This is a genomic window from Shimia fortis, assembly GCF_040225985.1.
Classification (GTDB): domain Bacteria; phylum Pseudomonadota; class Alphaproteobacteria; order Rhodobacterales; family Rhodobacteraceae; genus Shimia.
The window spans coordinates 418,428-436,665 of the sequence record NZ_JBBPEU010000002.1 but is presented as its reverse complement, the minus strand read 5'-3'; the positions used below and the strand labels follow the sequence as shown (position 1 = coordinate 436,665).

Here is an 18,238-nt window from a genome sequence, read left to right as displayed (position 1 = left end):
TGGGGTCAGGCCCGTTTGGCCCGGCGCTTGGTCGCCTGATCAACCCTCGCGCGGGTTTTAGCCCAATAGGGGCCTCGGGTCAATGAAGCGGTGGGCAGGCGCGATTTGCGGGGGTGTCAGCCATAGTCCGGGAAGTGTCGCGCGCGCTTTTCCTCAAGGTCCAAGGCGTAGGACCGCAACAGGCCGCGCGCCTCCAGCGCCTGCAACAGATCGGGCCGCGCGACGCAGACCTCGTCAAAAAAGGCGCGCAGCCCGTTTTTGCCGTTCTCTGCTTCCAGCATGGCGAAAAGCTGGTGCAGGGTCAGCCCGCCGTGATCTGTGGCAATCGCGGGTTTCAGCTCGGACCGGTAAGACCCCCGATTGTGCCGATACCGGTAATGTGCCTGCCAACTGTCCCAGTCCCTGACGTGCAGGTGACACAGGTCGACGCCAGAAAATTCAACTGTTTCAGACAGTTCAATCCCATTTTTGAACGCGTTGTGGATGCGTATTTCGATGTCTGACATCCCGGTTCGCACGAACACCTTGCCCTGCACGTGGCTGAGGAACCCGCCTTTGACATAGTTGCCGAAGGTTGGGAAAAGCGCCTGCGAAATTTCCTGACGTTTCCCGTGGGCGGGCACAAAGCCCTTGAAATGGGTCACGCCGCCTGCCGACGGTCCGTCGGGCGGGCTGAGCGCCTCAATCGGGCGCACGCGCGCGGCCTCGGCCTTGGCTGGAAGGGCTGCCAGCAGGTCAGAGAGAGGACGTTCAGCCCAAAGGAATTCGTCCACATCCATATGCATCAGCCAGTCGAGGTTTGTGGTGGTGGCCTGCGTATAGGCATGGGTGGCATTGCGGGTCTGGCGCGCCTGATGTTTGGCGGGGCGGTGTTTGCCGCCCGCCTTCCAGTAGGGCGTGTCGGTGCGTGTGACCGAGACTTGCGGATGTGCGTCCAGTGCCGCCTGGGCCTCTGGATTGTCGTCATCCAGATAAATGAACAAGTGATCGGCCCCGATCTCAAGGTGATGCGCGACGAAATTCAATACGTCGGCCACGGGCGCCTTGATGGTCGCCACAACGCCCCAACGCATCAGGCTTTCCCCTTGAGGCGGGCATAGACCTCTTTCATGCGGTTGAGGCGCCGGAACAGGGTGGCGGGGTCATGGTTCAGCATCTCGAAAAGGTGGTTTGCCAGCGGCGCAATGCCCGGATCGGTCATTGCCAGATTCCAGACCGGCGCGAGGATGTTCACATCGAGCCCGCCATGCAGCAGGGAATAGCTGTCCATCTCCATCGGCAGGGCGGCCTTGCTGCGCTTGGCAAAACCGAAGGGCACAGTCGGGTCAAAACCGCTGTACTGGCGTTCGAATTCGTAAAGTTTCATCAATCCGAACAACATGCGCATGGCCTGTCCGACCTGGCGTTGCACATCGGTGCCACCGTGGTCGGCAAATGTCATGATCGACGATACCTGCCAGCGCAGGTCAAGCTGTGAAATCAGGTGGTCGGGCTGTTCCTCCCAAAGCCGGAGGAACAGGGGGGCGGCGGCGTCAGGGGCGCTTGTCTTGCGCAGGTTGGAAATCAGCAGCCCGTTCAGAAAGGCCAGTTCCGATTTGCCGATGAACTCTTCCGCCATGGCGCGACGTTTGCGGGAAAACGATGAGGCACGGCGCGGCTCGCCCGGTTGTTTGCGGGTGGCATCCTCGGTTACAAAACGCTGGGTCAGCGGCGCGAGATCGATATCGGCGGGAGGCAGGGAATCGTGATCGAAAACAAAGGGTTCCCGCCGGACATTATAGCGTTGCATGAGGGCGTCACGCCCGCCGGGAAAGGTCTGGATCTTATCAGTCATGCCGCATGATTGCACGGGGGCATGCCCCGCGCAATCGCGCGATGGCCTAGACCATCATTTCCTTGGTCGCGGTCAGCGTGATGTCAGGATAGTCGCGTTCGACCCGGTCAATGTCCCATTGCAGACGGGTCAGGTACACCACATCGCCGTCATGGTCATAGCTGATGTGCTGCTTGTTCGCGTCGGCGAATTTCTCGACGGCCGCACGTTCACCATTGACCCAGCGGGCCGAGGTGAATTGCGACTGTTCAAAGCGTACGGGCAGGCCGTATTCCATTTCGATCCGGCTGGCCAGAACCTCGAATTGCAGCGCGCCGACGACGCCGACGATAAAGCCCGATCCGATCATCGGTTTGAAAACCTTCGCAGCGCCTTCCTCGGCAAACTGCATCAGCGCCTTTTCAAGGTGCTTGGCCTTCAAAGGATCACCAGCCCGGATGCCTTGCAGCAATTCCGGCGCAAAAGAAGGGATGCCGCTCACGCGCAGGGCCTCGCCTTCGGTCAGGGTGTCCCCGATGCGCAGCTGTCCGTGGTTGGGAATGCCGATGATGTCGCCTGCCCACGCCTCTTCGGCCAGTTCACGGTCCGAGGCAAGAAACAGCACGGGGTTCGAGATCGCCATGGGTTTCTTGGTGCGCACGTGTGTCAGTTTCATGCCGCGCTTGAAGTGCCCCGAGGCCAGCCGCACAAAGGCGACGCGGTCGCGGTGCTTGGGGTCCATGTTGGCCTGCACCTTGAACACGAAACCAGAAACCTTTTTCTCGTCTGGGGCAATCTGGCGGGGTTGTGCGGATTGTACCTGCGGTTCGGGGCCATAATTGGCAATGCCGTCCATCAGTTCCTTGACGCCGAAAGAGTTGATCGCCGAGCCGAACCAAATCGGTGTCATATGCCCTTCGAGCACGGCCTGCGGGTCCAGCGTGGGCAGAAGCTCGCGTGCCATTTCGACCTCTTCCTGCAGTTGTTCAAGCAGGTGAGCCGGGATGTGGTCGGCCAGTTTTGGGTCATCCAGCCCCTGAATCTGCACGGTTTCGGCAACGACGTTGCGGTCGGCGCGGTCCATCAGTTCAAGCCGGTCGTTCAGCAGGTCATAACAGCCCAGAAATTCCCGCCCCATGCCAATCGGCCAACTGGCAGGTGTCACGTCAATGGCAAGGTTTTCCTGAATCTCGTCGATGATATCGAACGTGTCGCGGCTCTCGCGGTCCATCTTGTTACAGAAGGTCAGGATCGGCAGGTCACGCAGGCGGCAGACCTCGAACAGTTTCTGGGTCTGGCTTTCGACCCCCTTGGCCCCGTCGATCACCATCACGGCGGCGTCCACGGCGGTCAAGGTGCGATAGGTATCCTCGGAAAAGTCCGAGTGGCCGGGCGTGTCGACCAGGTTGAAGCGGTATTTGCCGAAATCGAAGGACATGGCCGAGGCCGAAACCGAGATGCCGCGATCCTGTTCCATCTTCATGAAGTCCGACCGTGTGCGGCGGGCCTCGCCCTTGGCGCGCACCTGTCCGGCCATCTGGATGGCGCCCCCATAGAGAAGGAATTTCTCGGTCAGGGTCGTCTTGCCCGCATCCGGGTGCGAAATGATCGCAAAGGTGCGGCGGCGGCCGATTTCAGGCGGCAGATCGGGGCGGTTAGAAGATACATCCAGCATGGGCAGGCATATAGAAGGGGAACGGGGGCGGCGCAACTGTGCTGTTATGCCAAACGCGGCACGGCGTGATCCGCCGGGCGGACTATTGCGGGATGGGGCAGTTTATTTGCTTGATGCGCGGCGCAACAGGTCGACGGCGTCGGGACGATCCAGCAGGGTTTCATGCACCTCATATGCAATCTGCGGGCCGATGCCCCGGTTGGAGGTCGCGCGTTTCAGGCGCTGGGTCACGTCCTTGGGCAGGATCGGGCTGGTGCGTTGGTCGGCCTGCATGGTTTCAGCCGAGATGCCTTCGGCAAAGATAATCTGGTGGGTGTCGAACAACAGTTGGAAATAGTCGACAAAACCGCCTTCCTGAACGGTGACGGTCTCGCCGTTGACAAGGTGCCGTGCGCGAACCAGAAGTTCGGACCGGCCTGCGCCAATACGGTCGCGGCGCTGGTAGATGAACAGGCGGTGATCCGGGCTGACCTTGAGGTCGGCAGCATTGTTCAGCGTGCCCTTGGTGATGACGATCGGGGCAAATTCGCCCTGCGCGCGCACGGTCAGGTGCCCAATCCAGCGAATTTCCTGCGGGCCATCATCGCGGGTCAGGACACGATCCCCGATTGACAGGTCTTCGACACGGCGCTGTTCGCCGGTGGCCATGGTGATGTGCGTGCCGCGGGTAAAGCTGACACAGGCCATCTGTGCGGTGCGCAGGCGCGCGCTTTCGCGGTCGATCCCGACCAGCGTATAGGGCACCTTGAATTCCAGTGGTGACAGTGGGGCCGCATAGATCTGCGTAATGTGGCCCTCGGGGTCGACCTCGACCAGCACGAGGATTTCGATGGTTGCGCCGGTGGGGGGCATCACCGTGACAATGCAATCGGGATGCAGCGCCGCGCCGGGGCAGCCAAGGGCGCTGTCGGGGGCGATCTGGAACCGGTTGCCGTCGTTCACAAGGAAAGACAGGCTTTCGACGCTGTTGCCAAACCCCAGTTCATAAATGTCGTCAGGCACCAGTTCATCCGCATAAGACAAACCGTCCCCCAGATTGGCCCCATCGGTCACGCGAAGCTTTTCCGCGCGATACACCGGAAGGCTCTGGGCAGGAAAGACGGTTTTCGGGTCGCTGTGCGGCATGGAACTAGGATTGCTTTTTAATGGTTGTCACGCAAGTCATGCCCGGAAAATATGGCCGTTTCAGGTCTGGCGATCGGCAATTTGCTGGCACTCCTGTGAAAATGTGCATTAACTGGGGCGATTGCAAGCAAAGGGGAGAGTCTCATGGATTTGGGAATCAAAGGTAAACGCGCATTGGTGTGTGCATCGTCCAAGGGGTTGGGGCTGGGATGCGCCGAAGCCTTGGCCGGGGCCGGTGTCGATCTGGTCATGAACGCACGTGGGGCCGAGGCGCTGGAGACAGCCGCCGCCGACATCCGCGCGCGCTTTGGCGTGGATGTGGTCACGGTTGCCGCCGATGTTACGACGCCCGAAGGGCAGGCCGAGGTTCTGAAGGCTGCCGAAGGGGTGGATATTCTGGTGACGAATGCCGGAGGTCCGCCGCCGGGCCTGTGGTCCGACTGGGACCGCGAGGATTTCATCAAGGCACTGGACGCCAATATGCTGACGCCGATTGCGCTCATGAAGGCGCTTTTGCCTGGCATGATGGAAAAGGGCTGGGGCCGGGTGGTCAATATCACCTCGCAATCGGTCAAGGCACCGATTCCGGTTCTGGGCCTGTCGAATTCGGCACGTGCGGGCCTGACGGGCTATGTCGCGGGCACTTCGCGGCAGGTGGCGGGCAGCGGCGTCACGATCAACAACCTGCAACCGGGTATTCACGCCACCGACCGCGCCGTGTCGCTGGATACGGGCGTGGCTGATGCGCAGGGCATTTCCCTTGACGAAGCCAAGGCAAACCGCTGTGCGACCATTCCGGCGGGCCGATACGGCACCCGCGAAGAGTTTGGCGCGACCTGCGCCTTCCTGTGTTCGCAACATGCGGGGTTCATCGTCGGGCAGAACATCCTGCTGGATGGCGGGGCGACCAATTCGACCATGTGATCCATGGCCGAGCGGTTTTCTCTCAAAGACGCCTTGTTCAACGCCGACACACTGGGCGATCTGGCGGCAGAGTATTCTGCCGCCTTGCCTTTTTTCGACGGGCCCGGATTTCATGCCGAGGTCGTTGCAGGGTTGGACGGGCGCGAGCTGATGCAGCGCCTCGACTGGATCGCGGATTGCGTCGAACGCCGGCTGGCGCCGGACTTTCCGACCATGGCGGACCAGTTGCAGTCTGCCATGCCCGAACCGCTGGACCCCACGCGCAAGGACGACGATTTCGGCCGGTTCATCCATGCGGTGCCGGGCATTCTGGCAGTGCGGCACGGGTTGGAAACGCATCGCGACCGGGCGCTGGACCTGCTCTATGAGGCGACGCAGCGGTTTTCGATGGAGTTCTACATCCGCCCCTTCCTGAACCGCTGGCCGGCTGAGACGCTGGCGCGTTTGCACCTTTGGGCAGAGGACGGGAATTATCACGTCCGCAGGCTGGTCAGCGAAGGCACGCGCCCGAAACTGCCCTGGGCGCGGAAGATCGACCTTGATCCGAAGGACGTGCTGCCGCTTCTTGATCGGGTTCATGCCGACCCGACCCGATACGTGACAAGATCGATCGCCAACCATCTGAACGACATTGCCAAGATCGACGCAGGTCTGGTACGCGACAGGCTTGCGCGCTGGCACGCAGCGCAGGCGCAAGAGGCGGGCGAACTGGCCTGGATGACGCGCCATGCCCTGCGCACCTTGATCAAGCAGGGCGACAGGGGGGCGATGGAAATGCTGGGCTATGTGCCCGAGGCCCCGCTGCATGTCGCGGATTTTGATCTGGTCGACCCAAGCCCGCGTATCGGCGACCGTCTGTGCTTGTCTGTCCGGCTGGAAACCCAGTCAAAACAGGACGTTCCGGTTCTTGTCGACTATGTAATCCGGTTTCATCGGCCCGACGGCAAAGCGGGGCGCAAGGTGTTCAAGCTCAAACAGGCCACAGTGCCCGCAGAGGGGCATCTGACCCTTGCCAAAAAGCACCCCCTCAAGGGCAACGCGACCACCTTCACGCTGCATCCGGGGCCGCATGTGGTCGAGTTGCAGGTCAACGGAGTCAAACGCACCGAGATCGGCTTTGACCTTTTGCCCGAGGCGTGATGCGTCGCGCGGGCAGGCTTGCGAGGGGCGGTTGCGGCTGATAAGGGTCGGGAAATCTGAATCTTTTCGTCGGATAAACAGCTTGAGGCCCGCGTGACCCAATCCCCCCCCAGACTCGAGATCCGCAACATGTACCGCCGCTTTGGCGACCGCGATGTGGTCAAGGGGGTGTCGCTGAGCATCCAGCCGGGCAACGTGATGTGCCTCTTGGGGCCGTCAGGTTGTGGCAAGTCCACGACCCTGCGCATGATCGCCGGGGTGGAGATGCAGGATGCGGGCGAGATTTATGTCGATGGCAAACTGATCTGTGACACCGTGTTCCGCATCCCGCCGGAACGCCGCCAGATCGGGATGATGTTTCAGGACTTTGCCCTGTTCCCGCATATGTCGGTCGGGCATAACGTCGCCTTTGGCCTGAAAGGCAGCCGCGACGAGAAACGCGCCCGCGTCGAGGAATTGTTGACCAAGGTCGGGCTGCTGTGGGCGATTGACGATTTCCCGCATGTCCTGTCGGGCGGCGAACAGCAAAGGATCGCGCTGGCCCGTGCATTGGCGCCGCGCCCGCGCATCATGCTCATGGACGAGCCGTTCTCGGGGCTGGACAACCGTCTGCGCGATGGCATCCGCGACGAAACGCTGGCCGTGCTCAAGGAAGAGGACACGGCGGTACTTTTGGTGACGCATGAACCCGAGGAAGCCATGCGTATGGCCGATGAAATCGCGCTGATGCGGGACGGGGTGATCGTGCAGCAGGGTGCGCCCTATAACGTCTACAATTCGCCCCACGACAAGGAAGCCGTGGCTTTTTTCAGTGATATCAACGTGATCCGCGCCAAAAGCGAAGGCGCGCTTGCCCAGACACCGTTCGGGCCGTTCCTGACGCCGGGATTCGAGGATGGCGCTGATGTCGAGATCATCGTGCGCCCCCAGCACATCAAGCTGGATTTCGACCGGAACGGGCAGGGGCCCAGCCCGACCCCCAGCCGGGGCGAGGCCGCGCGCGGCTTTGTCACCCGCGCCCGTTTCATGGGCAACGAGAGCCTTGTCGAATTCCGCATGGAGCACGATGACACCACGCTCAAGACCACGGTGCCCAACGTTTTCCTGCCCGCCGAAGGCACGCCCTTCTGGCTGACCATTCGGCGCGACCGCTGTTTTGTCTTCAAGGCCTGAGCCCTAGCCGCCGGTCAGTGCCAGCTGGTAATCTTCAAGCCGCTTGCCCGGCTCGTCCACGAACAGACCCGGCAGGATAGCCAGCGTTTCGATCTGGTCCGCGCGCAGGGTTTCGAACTGGTCAGTGGTTTCATTCCAGACCAGGCAGGTCCAGACCCGCCCCCAATAGTCAAGCTTCAATGGGCGCACATCGCAGGCTGACCCGTCCTGCATCCCCAGCCGCAGTTTCTGGCGGTTGCGGATTGCCGCCCTGATCGGCGCGAGATAGCGAAACCCCTGCGCCGCATCGGCAAACGGATAGACTGCAAAGCCAAAGGACTTTGGCGCGCCGTGGCGGTCTTCGGGCAGCACGGCGTCGATCTTGGCCGAAAGGCTTTCGGCAGCGGCGCGCATGTCGCCGTCCACCGCGTTGCCCACGGCGGCAAGGCCCAGATGCAGCGCCTCCAACTCGTTCTCGGTCAGGTTCAGCGGGGGCAGGGTGATCGCCGCCCGCGCCGAATAGCCGACACCGCGCTCGCCCTCGACCGGTACGCCCGAGGCGGCCAGCGTGTCCATGTCGCGGTAAATCGTGCGGATCGACACGCCCAGATCCCGCGCCATGTCCTCGGCGCGGTGCAGCCGGCCGTCTTTCAGAATCTGGATCAGGGCATACAGCCGGTCAGACCGTTTCATCAGGTGATTCTCCTGTCGCTTTTCACGTATTACTGACAAAAACCTGACAACTGACAACCTGTTGACAAAACTCCCGCGGTTTTCCGCGCAAAAAGCCCCTGAACGGGCGGTTTTGGCGCTTTTCGTTCGCCGTTTCAGGATTTATCAAAGGCAGGTCATTTTCCGCGGGCCCGACCGGCCCGCCCCGTTCTAAGGAGACATCTCATGGGTATTGGAAATATCGGACTTCCCGGCCTGCTGCTGATCGCTGTTGTTGTGTTGGTTCTGTTTGGCCGTGGCAAGATCTCGGGCCTGATGGGCGAAGTGGGCAAGGGCATCACCTCGTTCAAGAAGGGCATCAAGGAAGGCGAAGACCAGCTTGAGCAGGACGCGGCCGAAACGGCCAAGGACGTCACCCCCGAAGACGAAAAAGACAAAGTCTGATCCGGGGCTGACACGTCATGTTTGATCTCGGTATGGCCGAGCTCCTGGTGATCGGCATCGTCGCGCTGATCGTTGTGGGGCCAAAAGATTTGCCGGTCCTGTTCCGGCGGGTGGGGCAGTTCGTGGGCAAGGCCAAGGGCATGGCCCGCGAGTTTTCCAGCGCCATGAACCAGGCGGCAGACCAGGCCGGTATCAAGGACGTGACGGATTCGCTCAAAAATGCCAGCGATGGTCTGAACACGGTCAGCAACCCGATGAAGGCGGCGACCGAGACTTTCAAGACCACCACAAAGAGCATGGTCGACATCGACCCCGACAGCGAGACCGGCAAGCTGGCGGCCAAACGGGCCGAGGACAGCAAGAAGGTCAAAGAGGCGATGACCAAGAAGGCGCAGGATCGGCTCGAGGCCGAGGCCAAGGCGGCTGAAGAGGCCGCCGCTGCGGCCCGCGCCCGCGCCGAGGCGGCCAAGGCAGCCACGCCCGAGACGCCCGAAAAGGACAAAGCATGAGCGGCACCGAAGACATAGACGACAGCTCCGCCCCGCTGATCGAGCATCTCGCCGAACTCAGAACCCGGCTGATCCGGTCTGTTCTAGCGCTGGTTGCCGGGATCACGATCTGTTTTATCCCGATCGGCGGTGATTTCATCGCGGTTCACATCCTGAACTTCCTGCTGGCCCCGATCGAGGCGTCGCTGCGCGCCTTGGGGGATCCGTCGCCGACGCTGCAATATACCTCGCCGCAGGAATACCTGTTCACGCTGTTCCGGATCTCGATGGTGTTTGGCTTTGCCATGGCTTTTCCGGTGATCGCGTTCCAGATGTGGCGTTTCGTGGCGCCTGGCCTGTACAAGAACGAAAAGGGTGCTTTCCTGCCCTTTCTCGTCGCATCGCCCTTCATGTTCTTCCTCGGGGCGACGTTTGCGCATTTCGTCGTGACCCCGCTTGCAATGTCATTCTTCCTTGGCTTTGCCGATGTCAGCTCGATCTTCGCCAACCTTCTGTCCGGTGCCGCGCCGGAGTTGCCCGCCGATGCCGCCGTGGTGCCCGAAACCCAGGAAGGCATCAAGGTCACGTTTTTTGGTAAGGTCAATGAAAGCCTTGATATCACACTGAAATTCATCCTCGCCTTTGGCCTTTGCTTTCAACTGCCCGTGCTGCTGACCCTGATGGGCAAGGCCGGTCTGGTCAGCGCGGATGGTCTGGGCAGCGTGCGCAAATACGCGATGGTGGGCATTCTGGTGCTTGCCGCGCTGGTGACACCGCCGGATGTGGTGACCCAGCTGATCCTGTTCACCGTGGTTTATGGCCTGTACGAGGTGTCCATTTTCCTCGTGCGCCGGGTCGAAACCAAACGTGAGGCCGAGTTGCGCGCGGATGGCTATTATGACGATGACGAGGAAGAGTTCGACGATCCTCTGATGAAAGAATTCGACGAGGACGAAGACGACGAGAAAGCTGCCAAGTAACGGTTTGCTACTTTCCCGAATATAGAAACGCGCCCCCTGTCAGGGCGCGTTTTTCATTTGCGATATCGGTCGTGACAGGCTTTGCAGGTGGTGCCCAGCCTTGCAAGGGCCGGCCCCAGATCCGACGCCGTCGTGATCGTGTCCGCCGTGTTTTGTGCAGCCTGCGTCAGCGCGCGCGCCTTTGACGAGAAATCCGCGAAATCGGTCCAGATCGCCGGCAAGGCTTCGGATTTCGGGTCGGTCTCGGGCGCCGTGAACAGCGGCACCGAACGCCGTGATTCAGCGGCGATGCGCTGAACGGCCGCGTCGGCCGTTTCTGCATCAAACGCGGTTTGGCCTTTGGCCATCTGGCTCAGGATCTTCATCTCGTCCCCGAGACGGCTCATGTTGTTCATCCGGTCCATCACGGCGGGGTTGGTCACCCCGTCATGTGCCAGCACGGCCGTGGCCAATACGGCGGGCAGAAGAAGGGCAGGGATCAGTTTGGGCATGGGACCTCCTGGTTTGCTGCGTTGCTCGCCCATCCTAGGTCATTCCGCGCCCGGAAGGTCAAGCGGTTATCCTGTCTCTTGCCGAGGCGCGGGAAAACTGGTTTGAAGCGGAACGGAAATGAATGGAGCCCCCGATGGACAAAGACGCCCTGATCCGCATCGCCGATGCTCTTGAACGCATGTCTCCGGCGCCCTGTGCCGCGCCAGATTTCGCGCAGGCCGACGCCTTTGTCTGGCATGTGACGCCCGACCGGCTTGAACCGGTCATCCGCGTCAACCGCGTGGATCTGTCCCTGCTGGTCGGGGTGAACCGCTCGCGGGATACGCTGCTTGAAAACACGCTCCAGTTCGCCCGTGGTCTGCCCGCCAATAACGCGCTGCTTTGGGGCGCGCGCGGCATGGGCAAGTCGTCTCTGGTCAAGGCCGTGCATGCCGAAGTCCTGCGTCAGGGCCTGGGCCTCAAGATCGTCGAACTGCAACGTGAAGACCTGCCCAGCGTCGCACGACTTCTGAACCTGTTGCGGGGTCGCAAGGAACGTTTCCTGCTGTTCTGTGATGACCTGTCCTTCAGCCATGATGACCAGCATTATAAGTCGCTCAAGGCAGTTCTGGATGGCGGTATCGAGGGGCGGCCAGACAATGTGGTCTTTTATGCCACATCGAACCGGCGCCACCTGATGCCGCGCGACATGATCGAGAACGAACGTTCCAGCGCCATCAACCCCTCCGAGGCAGTCGAGGAAAAGGTCTCGCTTTCCGATCGGTTCGGGCTTTGGCTGGGCTTCCACCCCTGTTCGCAGGATGAATATCTCGAAATGATCCGCGGCTATTGTGCGGCCTACGGGGTCGAGATCGCAGACGAAACCCTTTATGCCGAGGCCATCGAATGGCAGGCCACACGCGGGGCGCGCTCGGGACGCGTAGCGTGGCAGTTCTTCACCGATCTGGCGGGGCGCAAGGGTATCCCACTGGTCTGAGCCAGATCCCGACACCGCTCTTTTTCTTGGGAAAAATACCTCGGGGGGTACGGGGGGCTGGCCCCCCGTTTTCGTTTATTTGAGGTAAGGCGTCGGGTCGACGGAATCGAACCCCTTGCGCACTTCGAAATGCACAAAGCTTTCCTTGGCCGGCACCTCTGCGATGCCCTGGCCGCGCTTGACGCTGGCCCCCTTGGCCACCTTTACGCCATCGACATTGTAATAGACCGTCATCAGGTTGTCGGCATGGCGCAGCACGAGGATCTGGATGTTGTCCGCATCCGTGGTGATCGCGGCGACCTTGCCATCGGCGGCGGCCTTGACGGCGGTGCCGGCTGGGGCCGCGATGTCGATGCCGTTATTCTTGCCCTTGGAATAGGGACGGATGATCTTGCCATCTACGGGATAGCCCATCTTGCCGCCCGCCTTGGTCTGGGTCGCACCCAGGTCGGGGGCAGGCGGCGGTGTGACGGGTTTGTCGTCGATCTTGGGCATGGGTTTGGTCGAACTGGGCGGTGTGGGCGTTGCACTCCCCTGTCCGGGTTTGGTCACCACGGCAGCGGTCGCCCCCGCAGCTGCGGCCGTCGCCGCACCCGTCCCGCTGGCCGAGGCGGATTGACCCGCGCTTGGCGCTGCCTTTGGCGGGATCAGCAGGATCTGGTTTTCGCGGATGGTAAAGCTGCTGTCGAGTCCGTTCCATTCGGCCAGCGACCGCACGGATACGTCATAGAGACGCGAGATGGTAAAGGCGGTTTCGCCGCGCTGGACCTTGTGGCGGATCGGTTCGAGACCGGTTTCCCCCTTGGGTGCATCCTTGGGCGCGGGTTGCAGCGGTTCGGTCTGGACCTGCTGGGCCCCGGCATTGTTGATGGCGCTGTTGGCCAGCGACTCGATATCCACGTTGGACGGGGCCGTCACGACGCCCGCACCACCGGTAGCCGCCGAGGGTTCCGCCACGCGATAGGGCAGGGCGATGATCTCGCCCTGGCGCAAGGTGTCGTCCGGTTTCAAACCGTTATACTTGGCCAGATCGCCCACCGGCATGCCGATCCGCGTGGCCACATCGTTCAGGCTGTCACCCCGGCGTGCCACGGCGACCTGATAGTTGGGATAGGAAATGATTCCGCGCTGATCGGGGCGGGGGCGTTCTGCCGTGGCCGCCTGGGCCGCGGCGGTGGTGTCAAGCCCGGCGCCGAAGGTGCCACGCATATCCATGTCCAGACCGTCTTCGCAGGCCGCCACAAGGCCAAGGGTCAGGCCAGCCATGGCCATGCGAAGGGGAAAACGCGGGGATGTGTCCATCTCGATGTCCTCAATACGCGGTGCGATCCGAAAACGCGGTGCGCTGTGTTTACTCTTTAACCAGGGTATCGGGCCTTTGGGCCTCTTTTTGGTGTTCTACCGGTTCAACTGTCCGGCGCAAGCCCTTCGACCAGCGGAACAAACCGCACGGGGCGCAACTCGTCATAATCGAACCCCTGTTCCGTGCGCCGCACGCGGATCATGCTTTGCACCGTGTCGGACTGGCCAACAGGTACCACCATGATACCGCCGATCTTGAGTTGCGCCAAGAGGGGCCCCGGCGGGTCTTCGGCGGCGGCGGTCACGATGATGCGATCAAACGGCGCCTGTTCCGGCAGGCCGAAACTGCCATCGGCGGTGAACGCGGTGATATTGGCAAGGTCTAGCGCCTCGAACACCTGACGTGCTTCGCGCACCAGCCGCTTGTGGCGGTCCACCGTATAGACCCGGCGCGCCAGCAGGCTGAGGATGGCGGCCTGATAGCCGCTGCCGGTGCCCACTTCGAGCACCTTGTCACGCGGCTGGATGTCCAGCGCCTGTGTCATCAACCCCACCACTGACGGCTGGGAAATGGTCTGCCCGCAGGCGATGGGCAGGGGGGTGTCCTCATAAGCGCGCTCGGCGAACAGGCCACGCACGAACAGGCCCCGGTCGATCTTTTCCATGGCCGTCAGCACACGCATATCCGTCACGCCCTTGCTGCGCAGGGCGAATAGGAATTGCATCTTGCGTTCGGCAATGGAGTCTTCGGTCATTCGATCGCTTTCAGATGGTCCAGCGCGTCATGGGCGGTCAGGTCGGCGCGCATTGGCGTGACCGAGATATAGCCGTCCAGATTGGCCGCCGCGTCGGTGCCCGGCGCGGTCTGCACCTGCTGGTCGCCGCCCTTGATCCACAGGAACCGGCGCCCCGAGGGCGAACTGTGCGGCTCGACGCTGAAACAGGTGCCGGGGCGGAAGCCTTGCGTGGTGACACGCACGCCTTTGACATTCGCGGCCAGCTTGGGCGGGAAGTTGATATTGTAGAACAACCTGTAATCCGCTTGCTGGGCCGGTGCGGCGGCCAGAACCTTGCGGATTACGTCCGCGCCGTGTTGGGCGGCTGCCTCGAACGGGTTTTCGATCGTATAGTTTTCCGGCCCAAGATATTGCGACAAGGCAATAGCCGGCACCCCCTGCAACGCGGCCTCCATCGCGCCGCCCAGCGTGCCCGAATAGAGCGCGTTCTCGGCCGAGTTGTTGCCCCGGTTGACGCCCGAAAGAACCAGATCGGGCGGGGTGTCTTTCATCACGTCATGCAGACCCGCCAGCACGCAATCGGCCGGGCTGCCTTCGGCGGCATAGCGGCGCTCGCCCATCTTGGCGATCATGGTCGGGTGGGTATAGCTGATGCAATGCGCGACACCGGACTGTTCAAAGGCAGGGGCCACTGTCCAGACCTCGCCGTCGGGGCCCGCGATCTCGGTCGCGATATCTTGCAGCACCGCAAGGCCCGGTGCGTTGATGCCGTCGTCATTGGTGATGAGAATGCGCATGCCTGCCCCCTGATGCTCGTTCGTTTCTGTCTAAGCGAGCGAAGGGCGCGGGGCAAGCACTGGCATGGTGCGGATCTGCGTCATGCGGCCATTCGGGGCGGCATCTGCGGTTTTTTGGGGCCTAGAGGTTCAGTTCGGCCAGAAGGCGGGCGGCCTCGTCGCGCGGGTGCGCCAGTGGGGCGCGGTCCTCGCCCGGGAAAAAGCGCGCGCGGGTGCCGGTCGGCATGCCTTTGGGGGCAAGGATCGAAACGCGGGGGCCAGTGTTTTCGGTTTCGGCCTGCCAACTGCGTGCCAGCGCAGTTTGCGCGGCCTTGGTGGCACCGTACGAGCCAAAGAATTTCTGGCCGGTCTTGTCATCATCGGCAAAGAACACTGCGTGGCCCTCTTCACCCAGAAGCGGGGTGAGAAAGGGGATCAACTGGCCAGTGGCCGTGACATTGATCGAGACCGACTTGTCCCAGTCTTTCTGATCGATATGGCCTGCCGGTGTCAGAGGCGCGCCATGAATGGCTGCATGGACCCAAAGGTCGATCTTGCCCCAGCGATCATGAATCGACCGGCACAGTTGCGCCATGGCATCCACATTGGTGATGTCCATCGGGGCCAGCGTCGCGCTGCCGCCCCGCGCCTGGATGCGGTCGTCGAGTTCTTCCAGCGCACCGGTGGTGCGGGCCACGGCGACAACGTGGTAGTCGTTTGAGATGGCCTCGGCGATGGCGGCACCAAGACCGCGCGAGGCTCCGGTAACAAGAGCGATTTTCTGGGTCATGCTGCCCATGTGCGGCGTAACGCGGCGAAGGTCAAGACCCGAGACGGTTTGCGCCGGGATTTCCGGGGGCGGCGGTTAGCCCGGCATCTTCAGCGTAGTGGTCTGCCCCCCACGTTTGAGAACCACCGTATCCTCGCTGATGCCGACCACGGTGCCGACCGAACTGCGTTTGCCAAGCTCGGCGGTGACAACGCGTCCGGTCTGCGTCAGGATCAGGGCGCGCGGCGCGGTAGTGCTGCCAGCGATGCCGATCAGGGTCAGCGTGCCTTTCTTCAGCACGCCGGATTGCGTGGCCTGCGCAGCGACGCGGGCTGGGGTCTTGTTGGTCATGTTTTCAGGGTCCGTGAGTGGTGTTGCCCTGCATATGGGGCCGGATGCGGCAGCTAACAGGGGGGCTGGGGATTGAAAAGGCCCTGCCGTACGGGGCTCGGCAGAAAATTGCCGCAGCGCGGCAAAGGTTGGCTCATGCCGTCAGTCGGTGGTCAGATGCGGGCGGATATCCGTGCCAGAGGCCGCGTAGATATCAAGCAGGTGATCAAAAGAAATGCCGTCCTTCTGGGCGTCGGCCAACGGGCCGGATCGAACCGACAAGACCGGGCGCGCGCCAGCGTCGCCGGAGGACAGGGTGGCGGCAATGGGATCATCGCTTTCGAACAGGGGCAGGTCATTCATGATCCATGCCTCGGCCCCGTCAAAAGATGCACCGGTGCCATTGATCGCATCCAGATAGGCAAAGAAGACACCATCCCCGACCCGCGCCCAGACGCCGAAAAAGAACACCTCGTCGCTGCCACGGATGGGCAGGGGCAGAACACAGCGGATGAAACGGTCGCCGTCGATGCGGCATAGATCGGCAGTCAGGCGGTCCTCGCCCACACTCAGGTCATCCGTGCCGGTTTCGGCAAGGGGCGGGTGCGGCCAACTGTCGGGTTCGTCAAAGCCGATATCGAAGATGCCGGAAAAGGTCCGCCCGCAACAGGGGCAGGCGCGGTCCGGATCGTTGAAGCGTCGCCAACGGGCGTCGAGATCAAGAAGGTTCATCCCGCCGCCTCGCAGATGATCCTGGATGTCTGCTCAGGCCGCATTCCACGAGGCACCGGGGACAGGCATGTCCTTGATCTTTTCGCTGACCCGGTTCGAGTTTTCGAGCGCATCCAGATAATCCTCGCTCACCGAGCCGGTGACATAGTTGCCGTCGAAGCAGGAACAATCGAATTTCTGGATGTCTGGGTTGCCTTCCTGTGCGGCCCAGATCAGGTCGTCGAGGTCCTGGTAGAACAGCGCGTCCGCGCCAAGTTCCTCGCGGATTTCCTCGATCGTGCGGCCGCTGGCGATCAGCTCGTGTTTGGTCGGCATGTCGATGCCGTAAACGTTGGGATATTTCACAGGCGGTGACGCGCTGGCGATATAGACCTTATTGGCGCCGGCCTCGCGACACATCTCGACGATCTTCTTGATCGTATTGCCACGCACGATCGAATCGTCGATCAGCAGCACGTTCAGCCCGTCGAATTCCAGCGGAATGGCATTCAGCTTGCGGCGCACCGATTTCTTGCGCTCGGACTGACCCGGCATGATGAAAGTCCGACCCACATAGCGGTTCTTGACCAGCCCCTCGCGATAGGAGATGCCCGTGGCCTTGGCCACCTCAAGGGCGACGGGACGGGCACTGTCGGGGACCGGAATGATCCGGTCGATTTCGAGGCCAGAGTCCTCGATCTGTTTAGCCAGCGCCGTGCCCATGCGCATCTGGGTCTTGTAGACGGAAATGCCGTCCAGCATCGAATCCGGACGGGCCAGATAGACATATTCAAAGATACATGGGGTCAGTTCGCCCTCGACCGCCTGGAATTCATGCTTGTTGCCGTCAAGGTCGATAAGGATTGCCTCACCGGGGTTCAGGTCGCGGATTTTCTTGAACCCGTTGATGGCAAAGGCCACGTCTTCCGAGGCAAAGGCATAGTCGTCGCCCGCGCCGTCGGAGTCGCGCACGGCGACGGACAACGGGCGGATGCCATGCGGATCGCGGAAGGCCAGCATACCCACACCAGCAATCAGGCAGATCACGGAATAGGCACCCTGCACCCGTTCCATGGTCATCTTGACCCCGGCAAAGATATTGCGGATCGGTTCGGCGTTGCCGTTGACCTTGATCGCGTCCGACACCTTGTCGGCCAGCACGTTCAGCAGGATTTCCGAATCCGAGGTTGTGCGCAGGTGGCGCGAGTATTTCGCGGTGACTTTCTGGCGCTGTTCCTCGGTGTTGGTGATGTTGCCGTTATGGACCAGATAAATGCCATAGGGTGCGTTTACGAAAAACGGCTGCGCCTCCGAGGCGCTGAGCGATCCGGCTGTCGGATACCGGACGTGGCCCATACCCATGTTCCCGCGCAGGGTTTCTGCGTCGCTGGCTTGGAACACGTCCTTGACCAGGCCGTTTTCCTTGCGTTCGCGGAAGACTTCGCCGGTATATGTGACGATGCCCGACGCGTCCTGACCGCGGTGCTGAAGCATCAGCAACCCGTCATAAATCTCCGCAAAAACCTCTTCGTTCCGGTTTGCGATCCCCAAGATGCCGCACATAGAATGGCTCCAATTCCACGTTAGCGTTGCTGAATGTCTGTCGAAGGTCGGGGCGCGAGAAGGACCCTGTGTAGGGCGTTCAGTCGCTGGTCACACGCGGTGGAGATGGAATTGGCCTGCTTGACAACAACCGCCCCGAAAGCATCGGGTCCCTGGTCCTGTCTGGGCA

At 61.7% G+C, this 18,238-nt stretch carries 20 protein-coding genes; 7 read left to right on the top strand and 13 right to left on the bottom strand.

Annotated features, from left to right (window positions below; translation table 11 throughout):
- Positions 1-116: 116 nt before the first annotated feature.
- From WNE31_RS05440 to WNE31_RS05425, 4 genes are all read right to left on the bottom strand, one after another.
- Positions 117-1,073, bottom strand: a complete 957-nt coding sequence (locus WNE31_RS05440; RefSeq protein ID WP_349978684.1) for a glycosyltransferase family 2 protein — start codon at positions 1,071-1,073, stop codon at positions 117-119.
- On the bottom strand, positions 1,073-1,834 hold the full coding sequence (locus WNE31_RS05435; protein WP_349978683.1) for a hypothetical protein: 762 nt from the start codon (positions 1,832-1,834) through the stop codon (positions 1,073-1,075). The genes WNE31_RS05440 and WNE31_RS05435 overlap by 1 nt, the downstream gene beginning before the upstream one ends.
- A 46-nt stretch (positions 1,835-1,880) precedes the next feature.
- On the bottom strand, positions 1,881-3,488 hold the full coding sequence (locus WNE31_RS05430) for a peptide chain release factor 3 (protein WP_349978682.1): 1,608 nt from the start codon (positions 3,486-3,488) through the stop codon (positions 1,881-1,883).
- A gap of 102 nt (positions 3,489-3,590) precedes the next feature.
- Entirely contained in the window at positions 3,591-4,613 is a 1,023-nt protein-coding gene (locus WNE31_RS05425) for a Hint domain-containing protein (RefSeq protein ID WP_349978681.1), read from the bottom strand.
- Positions 4,614-4,757: 144 nt separating this feature from the next.
- On the opposite strand from WNE31_RS05425, the gene WNE31_RS05420 reads away from it, so the two are divergent.
- The 3 genes from WNE31_RS05420 (at position 4,758) to WNE31_RS05410 (ending at position 7,850) form a co-directional block, all read left to right on the top strand.
- Positions 4,758-5,537: an SDR family oxidoreductase gene (locus tag WNE31_RS05420; protein ID WP_349978680.1), complete on the top strand. Its 780-nt coding sequence runs from the start codon at positions 4,758-4,760 to the stop codon at positions 5,535-5,537.
- A 3-nt stretch (positions 5,538-5,540) separates the two neighbouring features.
- On the top strand, positions 5,541-6,677 hold the full coding sequence (locus WNE31_RS05415) for a hypothetical protein (RefSeq protein WP_349978679.1): 1,137 nt from the start codon (positions 5,541-5,543) through the stop codon (positions 6,675-6,677).
- 129 nt (positions 6,678-6,806) lie between these two features.
- A complete protein-coding gene (locus tag WNE31_RS05410; RefSeq protein WP_349978911.1) occupies positions 6,807-7,850 on the top strand; it encodes an ABC transporter ATP-binding protein in 1,044 nt (347 codons plus the stop codon).
- Positions 7,851-7,853: 3 nt separating this feature from the next.
- Here WNE31_RS05410 and WNE31_RS05405 read toward each other — a convergent pair whose 3' ends face one another.
- Complete coding sequence (locus WNE31_RS05405; protein ID WP_349978678.1) at positions 7,854-8,522, bottom strand: helix-turn-helix transcriptional regulator; 669 nt, start codon at positions 8,520-8,522, stop codon at positions 7,854-7,856.
- A gap of 204 nt (positions 8,523-8,726) precedes the next feature.
- On the opposite strand from WNE31_RS05405, the gene WNE31_RS05400 reads away from it, so the two are divergent.
- The 3 genes from WNE31_RS05400 to tatC are packed head-to-tail and all read left to right on the top strand — an operon-like array spanning position 8,727 to position 10,413.
- Positions 8,727-8,945, top strand: a complete 219-nt coding sequence (locus WNE31_RS05400; protein ID WP_349978677.1) for a twin-arginine translocase TatA/TatE family subunit — start codon at positions 8,727-8,729, stop codon at positions 8,943-8,945.
- A 32-nt stretch (positions 8,946-8,977) separates the two neighbouring features.
- Positions 8,978-9,454, top strand: a complete 477-nt coding sequence (tatB, locus tag WNE31_RS05395; RefSeq protein ID WP_349978676.1) for a Sec-independent protein translocase protein TatB — start codon at positions 8,978-8,980, stop codon at positions 9,452-9,454.
- Positions 9,451-10,413: a twin-arginine translocase subunit TatC gene (gene tatC, locus WNE31_RS05390; protein WP_349978675.1), complete on the top strand. Its 963-nt coding sequence runs from the start codon at positions 9,451-9,453 to the stop codon at positions 10,411-10,413. The genes tatB and tatC overlap by 4 nt, the downstream gene beginning before the upstream one ends.
- Before the next feature lie 53 nt (positions 10,414-10,466).
- Here tatC and WNE31_RS05385 read toward each other — a convergent pair whose 3' ends face one another.
- Complete coding sequence (locus WNE31_RS05385) at positions 10,467-10,904, bottom strand: c-type cytochrome (protein ID WP_349978674.1); 438 nt, start codon at positions 10,902-10,904, stop codon at positions 10,467-10,469.
- A gap of 134 nt (positions 10,905-11,038) precedes the next feature.
- Between WNE31_RS05385 and WNE31_RS05380 the strand changes: the two genes are divergently transcribed.
- Positions 11,039-11,881, top strand: coding sequence for an ATP-binding protein (locus tag WNE31_RS05380; RefSeq protein ID WP_349978673.1), 843 nt, complete (start codon positions 11,039-11,041; stop codon positions 11,879-11,881).
- 75 nt (positions 11,882-11,956) lie between these two features.
- Here the strand turns inward: WNE31_RS05380 and WNE31_RS05375 are convergent, their stop codons facing one another.
- From WNE31_RS05375 to purF, 7 genes are all read right to left on the bottom strand, one after another.
- The gene (locus tag WNE31_RS05375) at positions 11,957-13,183 is read right to left on the bottom strand and encodes a LysM peptidoglycan-binding domain-containing M23 family metallopeptidase (protein ID WP_349978672.1); all 1,227 of its coding nucleotides are present in this window, start codon (positions 13,181-13,183) and stop codon (positions 11,957-11,959) included.
- Positions 13,184-13,287: 104 nt separating this feature from the next.
- Positions 13,288-13,938, bottom strand: a complete 651-nt coding sequence (locus WNE31_RS05370; RefSeq protein WP_349978671.1) for a protein-L-isoaspartate(D-aspartate) O-methyltransferase — start codon at positions 13,936-13,938, stop codon at positions 13,288-13,290.
- Complete coding sequence (gene surE, locus WNE31_RS05365) at positions 13,935-14,717, bottom strand: 5'/3'-nucleotidase SurE (protein WP_349978670.1); 783 nt, start codon at positions 14,715-14,717, stop codon at positions 13,935-13,937. The genes WNE31_RS05370 and surE overlap by 4 nt, the downstream gene beginning before the upstream one ends.
- 121 nt (positions 14,718-14,838) lie before the next feature.
- Positions 14,839-15,486 (bottom strand): SDR family NAD(P)-dependent oxidoreductase, encoded by a 648-nt coding sequence (locus WNE31_RS05360; RefSeq protein ID WP_349978669.1) that lies wholly within the window; start codon positions 15,484-15,486, stop codon positions 14,839-14,841.
- 75 nt (positions 15,487-15,561) lie between these two features.
- Entirely contained in the window at positions 15,562-15,816 is a 255-nt protein-coding gene (locus WNE31_RS05355) for a pilus assembly protein PilZ (RefSeq protein WP_349978668.1), read from the bottom strand.
- A 141-nt stretch (positions 15,817-15,957) separates the two neighbouring features.
- Entirely contained in the window at positions 15,958-16,527 is a 570-nt protein-coding gene (locus WNE31_RS05350) for a DUF2199 domain-containing protein (protein WP_349978667.1), read from the bottom strand.
- A gap of 33 nt (positions 16,528-16,560) precedes the next feature.
- Complete coding sequence (purF, locus tag WNE31_RS05345; protein WP_349978666.1) at positions 16,561-18,069, bottom strand: amidophosphoribosyltransferase; 1,509 nt, start codon at positions 18,067-18,069, stop codon at positions 16,561-16,563.
- Positions 18,070-18,238 lie beyond the last annotated feature (169 nt).